This is a genomic window from Levilactobacillus acidifarinae DSM 19394 = JCM 15949, from assembly GCF_001434835.1.
In the GTDB taxonomy this organism is placed as follows: Bacteria; Bacillota; Bacilli; order Lactobacillales; family Lactobacillaceae; genus Levilactobacillus; species Levilactobacillus acidifarinae.
In genome coordinates, this window is sequence record NZ_AZDV01000026.1 from 224437 (window position 1) to 236548 (window position 12112).

The window sequence follows — 12112 nt, forward strand, 5'->3', positions numbered from 1 at the left end:
TTTGTAAGGCGTTAGAAACGTTAGGCCCGTCCCATGTAGGCGTGGGTGAAGTCAAACGGGACGCCGGCGGGGTTGTAGATGATGCCCTTAACGGTCGTCCGGAGGAGTTGGGACTTGGCCTGCTGGAACAGCGGAATCGTGGCTTGTTGGGTCATCAGGACCTTTTCGGCGGCCACTAGCTTTTGCCAACGGACGGCCGGCTGATTGCCGTCTTGGTTATCGGCCTGATCCATTAGCCGGTCGAACTGGGCGTTGGTAAAGCCGGTGATGTTGTCGCTGGTGTGGGTGAGGTAGTTGTCCAGAAATTCGTTGGGATCGGCCATGACGGACTGGGCCCCGCTTAGCGTTAACTGGTAGTTCCCGGCGCTTTGTTGGTTGATCAACTGGACGTAGGGCACCGCCTTGACCGCGATTTTGACGCCCGGCAATTTTTCCAGCGAACTCTGGAGAAATTCGGCCGTTTGTTTGGTGGCGTCCACATCACCCACGGATAGGGTCAGGTGTAACTGGTGGGTGTGCGTGGCCCGGTACCCCTTTTGCAGTAACGCCTTAGCGCGGGAAAGGTCGTAAGCGGTGGCTTGTGGCACCCCGGCCTCGCGACTGAAATCCTCACCGGTCTGGGGATTATTGCCCATCCCCACGGGGACTAAACCGCTCGAGGCGACCGAGCCGTCCTGTAAGACGTTTTTGACCAACTGTTGGCGGTTGATGGCCGCCGATAACGCCTGGCGCACCTGAACGTTACGCAGGGCCGGCACCTTCTTTTGGTTGAGGTCGAGGCGTTGGGTTCCAGTGGGCAGACGCTTGACGAAGTTGGGGTTGTTCAGGTTATTTTTGACCTGTTGCCCACTCAGTAACGTTTCGTCGGCCTTCTTGGCGGTGAAAATGTTGTAGCTGGTGGTGGTGCTTTCGTTGACCTGGTAGTTGATGGCGGTCAGATGCACGTTGGCGTGGTTCCAGTAGTGCGGGTTCTTCGCCAGCGTCCAGGTCTTACTGGTCCCGTTCCACTTGGTCAGTTGGTAGGGGCCGTCGGAAACCACGCGCGCCGACGAGGTCCCGTAACGATTGCCGTTCTTGGTGACCACCTTGGCGTTTTCGGGGTAGAAGAGGGGCCAGGCCAGTAAGGTCTTCCAGTAGGCGACCGGCTTGGTGAGGTTGACCACCAGGCGGTACTTCCCCTGCGCGTGGATCCCTAGCGCACTAGCGGGCAGCTTACCGGCGTTAATGGCCTTAGCGTTGACCACCGGAAACAGGTAACTTTGCATCTGGGCGGCCGTCTTGGGTGTCAACGTCCGCCGCCACGAATAGACGAAGTCCTGGGCCGTGACCGGATCGCCGTTGGACCAGTGGGCGTTGTGCCGTAGGTCGAAGGTGTAGGTCTTAGCGCCGTTAGACAACCGCGCGTGCGTGGCAATCGCCAGTTGGGGTTTGCCCTTAGCGTCTAGACGGTACAGGCCCTCCTGGGTGCTTTGTAACATGGTGAAACTCACGGTATCGGTGACCTTCGATAGGTCGGCCGTGGAGAGTTCTTGTAGCTCCGTCCAGTTCAACGTCTGGTTGGCCGCGTATTTGCCGTGCCCGCTGTGGCCACTGGCCTGTTGCCCGCACCCGGCGAGGGTCAAGAGGCTCACTGCCCCCAGCGCCGCAAAACTTAGGTATAACTTGTGATACTTCATGAACGCCATCTCCTCTGAGAACTAAAAAAATCGTCGACATGTTGTAAACATGAGGACGATTTCCCGTGGTGCCACCCCGCTTTGGACTGAACTCACGCCCAGCCGCTCCGTAACTTCTGTTGCCAAAAGTCGGTGACGATAACGGGTCACAAGGTCGGGTAATCGGCTGGCACCGGTTACTAGCAATCAGGCTCATCTTGGGTTAACGACCGGGTCTCCTTTACAGCAAACGGAGAATCTCTGCATCGGGGCCGCTTAACTTACTCTTCCTGATCTGGCGTTAAATATTGTGGTTTCAAACTTGCCCCTTACGGTAGGCCGGTTAGTGGGGGATGTCAACACGGAAATTTAGGATAGGATCTTAACTATCATGGGGGATTTGGCGGACTTATTATAGTAACTGATTGTATAAATTATTTAATATGTTTTTTGGTACCTTCACTCGAGGTCTTCCAGTTCCGGGGGTGGCTGGTGTGTGGTATATTTTAGTTAATTAACTAGCCAATCGAAGGGGGGCTCTGGTATGAGCCAAATGATTTCGACCTTTATTCTGGTGTTGACCGCCGTGATTAGTATTTTCTTATCGCAGGCCTTTCCCCGAATCTCGGTCAGTTACATTAGCATGGTGGGGGGCGCCATCATTTATTTGATTCCGGTGCTGGGGCACCACGTGGCGGCGTTTAACTCGGACATCTTCATCGGGATGATCGTGGCGCCGCTCCTGTTTTTCGAGGGCCAGGCCACCCGGTTAAACGCGGTGGGCCAGGAATTGCGCCACATTATCCAAACCGCCGTCATCTTGGTGGTGCTGTGCCTGATTCTGGCGGGCTTTGGTGTCTGGGCGGCCGCCGGCGTTAGCTTACCGTTAGCTTTTATCCTAGCGGCCATCAGCACGCCGACCGACGCGACGGCCATGGAGTCGGTGACCAACGGCCTGCGGAGTCCGCAAAAGGAGGGCGTCTTCCTCAAGATGGAGTCGCTGTTTAACGACGCGTCCGGCATTATCCTGTTGAATATGGCCGCGCTGTGGTACGTCAACGGCTACATCAACTACCAAGAAACCATCGTCGACTTCCTGATTTCGGCGGTGGGCGGGGCGTTGTTCGGTTTTGTGGCGGCCTGGGTGATGACCCTGTTCCGCCAAATTCTGATGCGCACGTCGTATAACTCGTTAAACGCGCAGATCCTGTTGTACGTGGTCACGCCGTTTGTCCTGTACTACGCGTCGGAGGCCATTCGGGTGTCCGGAATCATTGCCGTGGTCTGCGCCGGGCTGGTCAGCAACGCGGAAGCCCAACGGAGCCGCCTGTTGAACCCGCGGCAGATTCACCTGGGGTTCGACTTAGAAAACATGATTACTGAGATCTTTAACAGCATCGTGTTCGTGGTATTGGGCTTCATGTTTTTAAAGATCATCGCCGACGAACGCATCACCACCAATTCACTCAACTGGTTGGGAATCGGCGTGTTATTGTACCTGATCAATGTGATGGTGCGTTACGTTTTCGGCCGGTTGCGGCTGCATTTTAGTAACCGTTCCGGCTGGATTTTTGCGTTGGGCGGGGTCCACGGCGCCGTCACGTTGGCGTTGGCCTACACGTTAGCCGATATGCCCGTGCGCCACGGCGACTTTAATCTGGTGTTGATGGCCGAAAGCACGTTGATTATTTTGAGTTTGTTGGTGCCGACCGTGGTCTTTCGGTTCATCTTACCCAAGGACGTGACGAACCGTGATGCGGCGACGGAACTAGCCGAGGTGCGCACGACCATGGTGCGTCAAGCAATTGAGGCGGTTCAAAAGATGTATTTACCGGAAAACGTCAAAACGTCGGTGATTTTCGATTTGCGGGCGCAGAAACAAAAAACGCGGGTGCGCGACTTCACCAAGGCTTGGATGGACGTGGTACGCCACCCCGACTTTACCGGGGCCGAAAAGGAGCTGGAGATGCGGGCGTTCATCAACGCCTTCGCGCAAGAACGACAATACCTAGACATGATTTCGCAAAGTGAAGTCAAGTATCAGGATTACATTTTTCAGTTGTATAACGAGATTCTGCTGGCCGAGTCGTTGGTGATTGGTCCGGCAATCGACCGGCACGAAGAAGACCCGAACGATATCTAAGGCGGTTTGAAAAGCGGCGGGATTTAGGGAATAATCTCGAAATTTAAAATGGTCTCCAAACCAATTGATTAACCGGTTTGGGGGCTATTTTGGGTCATACCTAAAGTTTGAAAGTACAAAAATAGACTTCAACAGTTGAGCCTGTTGAGATTTGATAATAAAGTATATTTTTTTACATCATGAAGCATTACCTGGGAGGCTGATGAGGTCATATCACTTCTTCAAGAACTAAATTTCCGATTGGGGAGTTGCTAAATTAGAGTTATGTTTTATCAGCGAGAGAAATTTTTTTGTGGCACTTTCCTGAGAAATCCCTTTTTTCCAAATTACCGAATGGCTAATATCTGGTAAAGATTTTATGGGAATAAATTTCAAATCAGCTATATTTTCTGGTAAAGCACCGCTAGTGCATAAAATATCAGCCGTACCTTGACGGCACAAATTTAATGAGTTGGTGACAAGATTTTGTGTTCCAACAACATTCATTAAATTAGCCTTTAACTTCATTTGATTCAATAAATCAAGTTGAATAACCAAATTTTGTGGAATCAGTAAAGGTAATTTTTGAATATCCTTAATTTCAAAACTACTTTTGTTACTAAATTGAGAGTAATTAGGGACAATGATGCCCCAATTATCAACCATATCAAGTTGAATAACATTAAATCTATCAGTATCTGAAGGATTCATGATAAATCCTATGTCGAGCATCCCGTCATCAAGGTAGGACTTAATATCTTTCACACTAAGGTCATAAATATTGAATTTTACGCTTGGATGCTCGTTTTTGAAAAGCGCAATTACTTTGGACATAAATTTGGCCACATTGGTTTGAGTACAACCAATCGTGATGGTACCAACTAATTCAGTTGTGTCTGTTTGTTGTATTTCAGATTTTGTTTGATCTAGTATTTTTAGAAGCTGTTCAGCCTTTCGTTGAAATATTTTTCCTGATTTGGTCAAGATGAGTTCACGATGACCCCTGATAAAGAGGGTCGTATTCAGTTCTTCTTCTAATGATTTCAGTTGTCGACTCAATGTCGGTTGTGACATATGAAGTTTATTAGCAGCGGAGGAGAGGGAACCTTCTTGAATGATCTTTAAAAAGTATTGTAAATGCTTTGTTTCCATTTTGTTCTCCTATTCATAAAACGAAACGAATTCTATTCAATATTCATATTTTACATGTATATGAAATGGCTGTAAACTTGCTAACTGTAATATTAATTTTTATGAGGCGATAATGTGATGAAGACCCAATATGACATGAATAGTGGCAGCTATCAAGAAGAAACGGCAGAAATGGTAAGATCAAAGCATTTCTGTTATTTAATCAATCAAGAAGATCCTACAAATGAAACAAATATCAACGGATTACTTTCAAGTTTATTTAAGGATCGTCTTCCGACTTCAAGCAAGATCTGGGTACCAACACAAATTGATCGAGCTAACAAAATAGTTATTGGGAAAAACGTTTTTATCAATCTGGGACTTACGACAGTAGCTTTGGGTGGCATCAATATTGGAGACAACGTTCAAATTGGCCCCAATGTTACTTTGATAACAGCTAATCATGATATTAAACAGATGAACATTTTGAATACTGAATCAATTGAAATTGGGAAAAATGCTTGGGTAGGGGCAAATGTAACAATTCTTCCGGGCGTAACTATCGGTAATGACTCAATAGTTGGCGCGGGTTCAATTGTTACCAAGAACATACCGGCTGGAGTCATTGCAGTTGGTAATCCAGCAAAAGTAATAAAAAAGATAAAGTAGGTATAAAATAATGAAATCAATCAAATTAAATAGTGGGGTTCAAATGCCTTTATTAGGTTTTGGAACATATCAAATCACTGAACCAAGTGAGTGTAAACAAACCGTTAAAAATGCCTTAAACGTCGGTTATCGTCTAATCGATACCGCAGCTGCTTATGGTAATGAAGCATACGTTGGACAAGCAATCAAAGAAAGCTCAGTTAAACGAGATGAAGTATTTTTGACGACCAAACTTTGGTTCAATGATTTTGAAAACCCAGAGTTAGCACTGGAAAATTCTTTGAAGAAGTTAGGGGTAGATTATATTGATCTAGTTTTACTCCACTGGCCATATGGGAATACATATAAGGCTTATCGAGCTTTAGAAACAGCATTTCAAAAGGGATTTGTTCGAGCAATCGGTGTTTCAAATTATGCGGGGAGTCAACTAATTGATTTGATTCACTTCAATAAAATAGTCCCAGCGGTTAATCAAATTGAAACCAATTTATTATCGCAACAACAGCAGATGCATGAGTTAATGGCTCAATATGGTGTTCAACACCAAGGATATGCTCCATTTGGTCAAGGGCAGATGAATAGCATGTTTAATAATAAAATTTTAGTCGAAATTGCTGATCAGTATAATAAAACAACGCATCAAATTGCCTTGAAGTTTTTTGTTCAACAAGGTATTGCAGTTATTCCTAAATCAATTCATCTTGATCGTATGAAAGATAATTTGAACATCGATGACTTTACTTTGACACAACAGGAAATTACATCACTTAAAACCTTGGATACTAATATTCCGTTAATTGGCAATCCTCAGAGTATGGATAAAACCAAAGCTGCTATGCAATGGTAGGAGTATAGAAACTAATACAAAAAGAACCATAACGGTTCTTTCTATTTATAAGCCTAAAGGTTGAAAGTACAAAAATAGACTTCAACAGTTGATTCTGTTGAGGTTTGATAATAAAATATAGTTTTTTTTACATCATGAAGCATTACCTAGGAGCCTGACAAGGCCACTAGGTAATGCTTTTATAAATTCATCGAAAATTTTATCTAATACGCTAGAATCCATATTCGTATTTTCAACTTTCAACCTTTGGATCATACTGCAAGGTCAGGGCTGAACGGCCGAAACCTTACCCGGTATTTGTGGTGCAGTGGGGTGGTTTGGCGAAACCCCAGAATCGGTGCCGCTGAAAAAGTGGCCACTAATCTTCTGGGGTTACTTAAACGGTGGGATTAAAAGAACCATCGCTTCACCATAGCGCCCGGACCCCTTAGGGAACGCGTAGGCCCCAATATGGTAGCCTACATAATCGTTAAACTTAGGACGGCCCGTTAACGCCACGCTTAATTGGTGTTTTTCAAACTTTAGGAAACTGGTCTTCGGATTAGTCAGCCGTTTTATGGAGACGACCTGTCGTTCCGTCCAGACATCTTTAGGATAGGCGCTACTTACGTCATCGTTAAACGCATCCGTGGGCTCAAATTTAAGGGCAAGGTAATAATTCTCTGCCAGAAGCTGGGTTTTAGGATCGTTAATCGTTCCGGGAAATAGACTCAGCAGCTGTCGGTCGAGAGAATTATCGATATCCGCCGTGGTCATGGTGTGACCCAGGTAATCCGTGGCCACGATCGTAGCGGGTTTATTGGGGGCCGTTTCCTGGCTAGATTGAATGGGACTACTGTATTTTCCCTTGGTTAGATAACCATGCCAAACGTAGCCGGATTCATGGCCATTTCCGCTAGTCACCTTGAAGTAAACGAGCTTCTGATGATCTAAGCTCATGGTAACGGTTTTTTGTGCATACCAGGTCGTGTGGGGGAAATTTCTTAAATTATGAACCTCGGTTCGGTGATGTTGATCCCAGACGTAGGCCGATGTCCGTCTTAGCATGGTAGGCAACCGGTTTATACGATACCGATTTGATGATTCTAGCAGATGCTTGGGCCTTAGTTGGCCGGCTTTGACTAATGGTTGCCCCGGCACTTAGTAGTACAAGCAGGCTGCCACCAAAAATAAACGTTTTTTTCATTTTACTGGTGCTCCTTCAGTTATCGAGCGTAACACGCGGCTTTATCACGTAAACCAAAGAGGCACGATTCTTGACGGCAAAGAACTTTCTACTTTCTAACCCTGTTTTTTACGGATGATGGTAGCCATTTAGGGACTAATTTTACGACTAACTAAATTTTTGCGGACCGAAAGAGACTTAAGCCTGGTTCATAGAATTGTTAATGGTGGTTGGCCAACCGGTGAGCTAAGCGAAAACCCAGGCCGATGGTCAGGCCCATCAACAGGAGAAACAGGCCTAAAACGGGGAACCAGGTATGGGTCACGTCGTGCAGTTGTCCGAGGAGCACCGGCCCCGTTGCGGCCAATAGGTAACCCACGGATTGGGCCAGGGCCGAGCGGTGGGCGACCGTAGTTACTACCGCACTACTGGTGGCGATGAGGTTTAAGGCCAGGCTGAAAATCAACGCGGCGGTAAAGCCCAGCACGCTAGCGGCGACCCACCAACCGGCGCCCGTCCAGGCCAGACTGAGGAGGCCCACTAAATAACCGGCACCCAGGCCCCAGAGCAGGTGGCGTGGGTTGGTCACCCAGTTTAAGACCAGCGCGGCGGGGATCCCCACCAGTTGGAAGACGGCCAGTAAGTTGCCGGCCTGCGTGGTGGTGGCACCCAGGGCGTGGAAAATGTCGGGGAGCCAGGCAATCAGACTGTAGAAGACCAGGGATTGCAGGCCCATGAACAGGGTCAATAACCGGGCGGTCCGGTCGTGCACCAAGAGCGACAACAGATTCGCGTGATCGGCGGTCGTGGATTGAGTCTGGCGGGGCGACCGTGGGAGTTTCACCCAGAGGGTCACGCCTAAGGTCACGGCGGCGGGTAACGCAAAGCTGCGCAGGACGGTGGCCCAGCCCCAGAGTTGAGCGAGGGGGATGGCCAGGGCGGTCCCGACGGCGGCGACCACGTTCATGGTGACGGCGTAGTAGCTGGTCAACCGCGTGGTGGTCGCGTGAGACGAGCTGGTTTGCGCAATCATGATGGGCACCAAGACGTTTAACGCAGCAATGGCTAGCCCGATTAATAGGGTACCGATTAACAGGCAAAAGGTGTTGGTCGGGCGCAGCAGGTTGGCGATGACCAGTAGTCCGGTCGACGTAAGCAGTAGGGGCTGAGCGCCAAACCGCTGGTGTAACCGCGGTGTTAAAAGCGCCCCGCCGGCAAAGCAGAGTAACGGAATGGTGACTAATAGGGCGGTGGTGGCGCTGGTCACGTGTAGTGCTCGTTGGATGGTCCCGAACAGGGGCGTGATGGCGGTGACGGCCAGCCGTAGGTTCATGGCGGTCAAGAGAATTAAAGTCGTTTTAGCATTTTTGAACATAAAAAAGACACTCCTTTAGGCTCTTCCAGCCTAGCAGCAGTGTCTACTAGTAAACATGACGAACGCGCGGTTCGCTATCGGAATTAATTTGATGACCAGAGTATACCCGAAATTACGGCGCGTGACAAGCCACAATTAAACGGCAGTTGTAAAAGTGTCGCAATGGGAGCGAATCTGATAAACTTAAACGGGAAAGATTTTTAGCGAATCAATTAATTAAACTTAAAGGAAGTCATGAACATGACACACATCGTAACGGGCATCGTGGCCCACGTCGATGCCGGCAAGACCACGTTATCCGAAGCGCTTCTGTACCGCTCCGGTGAGTTGCGGCAACTGGGTCGCGTCGACAACGGGGATGCCTTTTTGGACCCCAACGAGCTGGAAAAACAGCGCGGCATCACCATTTTTTCACACGAAGCTAATCTTCGGTATCACGACTTGAAGCTGACGATGTTGGACACCCCGGGACACGTGGACTTTGCGGCCCAAACCGAACAGGTGCTGAGCGTCTTGGATTACGCCATCCTGGTGGTATCGGGGACCGATGGCATTCAGGGCTACACGCGTACCCTGTGGCGTTTGCTGGAACGCTACCACGTGCCGGTATTCATCTTCGTCAATAAAATGGACGTGACCGGCACCAACCAGGCGCAAGTCCTATCCCAGCTCCAGGCCAATTTTTCGGCGGGCTGTTTGGCCTTTGACGCGGACGCTACTACTCCACAGTTGAGTGAAGATACCATCGAGGACGTGGCCTCACAAGACGATGACGTGCTGGCCGACTTTTTAGAGGCCGGTCAGCTGAGCGACGACACAATCCGGCAACTGATCCAACGCCGCAAGGTTTTCCCGTGTTACTTCGGGTCGGCCCTAAAGGTCGCCGGGGTGGACGCCTTACTGGCGGGACTGGACCACTGGACCGCCGCACCCACCTATCCGGCTGAATTTGGCGCACAGGTCTTTAAGATTTCTCACACGGACAAGCACGAGCGCCTGACCTGGGTGCGGGTGACTGGCGGCGACCTCAAGCCTAAAGACGTGGTGTTAGGCGACCAAAAGGCTAACCAGCTCCGCCAATATAACGGCGAAAAGTTCACCGCCCAACCGGTGATCCACGCCGGCGAAGTTTGTGCGATTCCGGGTTTGACCGACACGCAACCGGGACAGGGCCTCGGGAGCCAGGCCAACGCCGCAACGCCGGCCATGCAACCGGTCCTGACCTACGCGTTGGACCCACAAGCTGAAGACCTGCACGCCTGTCTGGCCGCGTTGCGCGAACTCGAGGACGAAGACCCACAGCTGCACGTGTCGTGGTCCAGCCAGCTACAGGAATTACGGGTCCAGATCATGGGCGACGTCCAGTTGGAAATTCTCCAACAGATTTTAACGGACCGCTTCCACCTGACCGTGGGCTTCGATGCCGGCAGTATCCTGTACCGCGAAACCATCACGCACGCCGTTGAAGGGGTCGGGCACTTTGAACCGCTGCGGCACTACGCCGAGGTGCACGTACTGATGCAGCCCACGCCGCGCGGTAGCGGATTAACGTTTGCGGCTGATTGTAGTTTAGAAATTTTGGGCAAAAACTGGCAACATCAGGTCTTGACCAACCTACAAGCGAAGACCCAACTCGGAGTCTTAGTGGGCGCGCCGTTGACCGACATGCGGGTCACCCTGGTCACGGGCCGCGCCAGCATCGTTCATTCGGTGGGCGGCGACTTTCGGGAGGCCACCTGGCGTTCGGTCCGGCAGGGCTTGATGATGCTGAAAACCCAAAATCAATGTCAATTGTTAGAACCCTGGTACCGGTTCCGCCTCGAAGTGGGCCAGGACCAGCTGGGGCGGGCCATGAGCGACATCCAACGTCTACACGGTGACTTTGACACGCCGGACGGGACCACCAACGCCACGGGCCTGGTCGCCTTGACCGGGGTGGCCCCGGTCAGTGAAATGCAGGGGTATTCTCAAGAGGTCCGGGCCTACACCCACGGTCAGGGACAACTGGAATGCCTGATTGACGGCTACCGACCGTGCCATAACGCGGCCGAGGTGATAGCCGCTCAGGCTTACGACCCGGTGGCGGACCTCCCCAACACGCCGGATTCGGTGTTCTGTGCCCACGGGGCCGGGTACCCGGTCAAGTGGGACCAGGTTCCATCAATGGCCCACGTGCCGTACGCGTATACGGCTGCGGCATTGGAGCAATTACCGTTAGATTAGATATACCATAAAAAATCAGACGTCGTGCCGGTGGGCACTCGTCTGATTTTTAAGCTTATTGATATTTGGGCGAGAAGACACGTTCTTTTAAGGACGTGATGAATCGCCTTAACTTTTTCGTGTACTTGTAAACCGTATTACTAGTAAGGCAGCTATATACTGATATTGGAATAGTCACTTGAACAACCAATGAGATAGGCTCCGCGAAAGGTGGTGAGCCGATGCTAAAAGGCATCAAGCTTCGTCTGTACCCAACTCGGACTCAGGAAGGCCAGTTATGGCAATTATAAGGTATTGGCTCGATCTAGGGCCTTGGTCTGAGCACAGCGCGCATTATAGTCCGTAACGAACTGGCGCGGATTCCAACTAATGGTGGTTAATTGCGTCAGAGTTTTAGAATCGATTTTGGTTAACATGACTTTCACTCCTTATAGGTCACCAAATTAAAGGCGTTGGGAAAATTACTAGGATTTGTGATGCGAGGGTCCGGGGTCTTTGGGCCACAAACCTTTTTTGATTAGATAGCACTTTTGCCAATAAAAGTGGATTCGGTTAAATTGACGCTTGAACCAATTAGCGTTGGGCGTAAATGTCAAATTTACCCTAGTAATCACGGGGCCGCTAGCAACGGTGCTTGGGTCTGCTAAGATGTCTAAACGTGCGTCCGGTATTCTGGGGCCGTGATGAATCACGGCTTGCGGAATCGCAAACGTGTAAAAGATTCGTTTCTTGCCATGGCCATTGACCATCACGACCAATGTCATGTCCCCAACTTCTTGCAATCCAACATAGGTATCGTCGGTGACGTCATACCCTTTAGTTTTGACCTGGCCCATGGTTTGATGGGCCAGGTCGTTTAGCGCCTGCTGCATATCAATTATCTGTGTCATCGCTTTTCTCCTTTCGAGCGACCTTCAAAAAATAA

Annotated in this window: 12 protein-coding genes; 5 read left to right on the forward strand and 7 right to left on the reverse strand. The window is 49.8% G+C overall.

Going from position 1 to position 12112, the window contains the following annotated elements; all coding sequences use genetic code 11:
* Positions 1–20: 20 nt before the first annotated feature.
* Positions 21–1676, reverse strand: a complete 1656-nt coding sequence (locus FD25_RS08750) for a peptide ABC transporter substrate-binding protein (protein WP_057803350.1) — start codon at positions 1674–1676, stop codon at positions 21–23.
* Positions 1677–2199: 523 nt separating this feature from the next.
* Between FD25_RS08750 and FD25_RS08755 the strand changes: the two genes are divergently transcribed.
* Positions 2200–3798 (forward strand): cation:proton antiporter, encoded by a 1599-nt coding sequence (locus FD25_RS08755; RefSeq protein ID WP_057803352.1) that lies wholly within the window; start codon positions 2200–2202, stop codon positions 3796–3798.
* Positions 3799–4026: 228 nt separating this feature from the next.
* Here the strand turns inward: FD25_RS08755 and FD25_RS08760 are convergent, their stop codons facing one another.
* Positions 4027–4929, reverse strand: coding sequence for a LysR family transcriptional regulator (locus tag FD25_RS08760; protein ID WP_057803354.1), 903 nt, complete (start codon positions 4927–4929; stop codon positions 4027–4029).
* Between the two features lie 117 nt (positions 4930–5046).
* Here FD25_RS08760 and FD25_RS08765 point away from each other — a divergent pair, with 117 nt between their 5' ends.
* Entirely contained in the window at positions 5047–5577 is a 531-nt protein-coding gene (locus FD25_RS08765) for a DapH/DapD/GlmU-related protein (RefSeq protein WP_057803356.1), read from the forward strand.
* A 10-nt stretch (positions 5578–5587) separates the two neighbouring features.
* The gene (locus FD25_RS08770) at positions 5588–6424 is read left to right on the forward strand and encodes an aldo/keto reductase (protein ID WP_057803358.1); all 837 of its coding nucleotides are present in this window, start codon (positions 5588–5590) and stop codon (positions 6422–6424) included.
* Between the two features lie 372 nt (positions 6425–6796).
* Here the strand turns inward: FD25_RS08770 and FD25_RS08775 are convergent, their stop codons facing one another.
* The 3 genes from FD25_RS08775 to FD25_RS08780 all read right to left on the reverse strand — a co-directional run bounded on the left by FD25_RS08775 (position 6797) and on the right by FD25_RS08780 (position 8964).
* Complete coding sequence (locus FD25_RS08775; protein ID WP_057803360.1) at positions 6797–7363, reverse strand: hypothetical protein; 567 nt, start codon at positions 7361–7363, stop codon at positions 6797–6799.
* Between the two features lie 49 nt (positions 7364–7412).
* Positions 7413–7610, reverse strand: coding sequence for a hypothetical protein (locus tag FD25_RS14180; RefSeq protein WP_146999874.1), 198 nt, complete (start codon positions 7608–7610; stop codon positions 7413–7415).
* A gap of 199 nt (positions 7611–7809) precedes the next feature.
* Entirely contained in the window at positions 7810–8964 is a 1155-nt protein-coding gene (locus FD25_RS08780) for an MFS transporter (RefSeq protein ID WP_057803363.1), read from the reverse strand.
* A gap of 240 nt (positions 8965–9204) precedes the next feature.
* Between FD25_RS08780 and FD25_RS08785 the strand changes: the two genes are divergently transcribed.
* Positions 9205–11187 carry an elongation factor G gene (locus FD25_RS08785; RefSeq protein WP_057803365.1) on the forward strand — a complete coding sequence of 661 codons (1983 nt, stop codon included), beginning with the start codon at positions 9205–9207 and terminating at the stop codon, positions 11185–11187.
* A gap of 221 nt (positions 11188–11408) precedes the next feature.
* Positions 11409–11477, forward strand: coding sequence for a helix-turn-helix domain-containing protein (locus tag FD25_RS14485; protein ID WP_083484146.1), 69 nt, complete (start codon positions 11409–11411; stop codon positions 11475–11477).
* Here FD25_RS14485 and FD25_RS14405 read toward each other — a convergent pair.
* Together FD25_RS14405 and FD25_RS08790 are read right to left on the reverse strand one after the other, a co-directional pair.
* Entirely contained in the window at positions 11472–11603 is a 132-nt protein-coding gene (locus tag FD25_RS14405) for a hypothetical protein (RefSeq protein WP_263862318.1), read from the reverse strand. The genes FD25_RS14485 and FD25_RS14405 overlap by 6 nt on opposite strands.
* Before the next feature lie 48 nt (positions 11604–11651).
* Positions 11652–12077 (reverse strand): hypothetical protein, encoded by a 426-nt coding sequence (locus FD25_RS08790; RefSeq protein WP_057803366.1) that lies wholly within the window; start codon positions 12075–12077, stop codon positions 11652–11654.
* Positions 12078–12112: the final 35 nt, after the last annotated feature.

Coding starts and splice junctions, on each gene's coding strand:
- FD25_RS08750 (WP_057803350.1), bottom strand. CDS start 1,676: ATGAAGTATCACAAGTTATACCTAAGTTTTGCGGCGCTGGGGGCAGTG.
- FD25_RS08755 (WP_057803352.1), top strand. CDS start 2,200: ATGAGCCAAATGATTTCGACCTTTATTCTGGTGTTGACCGCCGTGATT.
- FD25_RS08760 (WP_057803354.1), bottom strand. CDS start 4,929: ATGGAAACAAAGCATTTACAATACTTTTTAAAGATCATTCAAGAAGGT.
- FD25_RS08765 (WP_057803356.1), top strand. CDS start 5,047: ATGAAGACCCAATATGACATGAATAGTGGCAGCTATCAAGAAGAAACG.
- FD25_RS08770 (WP_057803358.1), top strand. CDS start 5,588: ATGAAATCAATCAAATTAAATAGTGGGGTTCAAATGCCTTTATTAGGT.
- FD25_RS08775 (WP_057803360.1), bottom strand. CDS start 7,363: ATGAGCTTAGATCATCAGAAGCTCGTTTACTTCAAGGTGACTAGCGGA.
- FD25_RS14180 (WP_146999874.1), bottom strand. CDS start 7,610: ATGAAAAAAACGTTTATTTTTGGTGGCAGCCTGCTTGTACTACTAAGT.
- FD25_RS08780 (WP_057803363.1), bottom strand. CDS start 8,964: ATGTTCAAAAATGCTAAAACGACTTTAATTCTCTTGACCGCCATGAAC.
- FD25_RS08785 (WP_057803365.1), top strand. CDS start 9,205: ATGACACACATCGTAACGGGCATCGTGGCCCACGTCGATGCCGGCAAG.
- FD25_RS14405 (WP_263862318.1), bottom strand. CDS start 11,603: ATGTTAACCAAAATCGATTCTAAAACTCTGACGCAATTAACCACCATT.
- FD25_RS08790 (WP_057803366.1), bottom strand. CDS start 12,077: ATGACACAGATAATTGATATGCAGCAGGCGCTAAACGACCTGGCCCAT.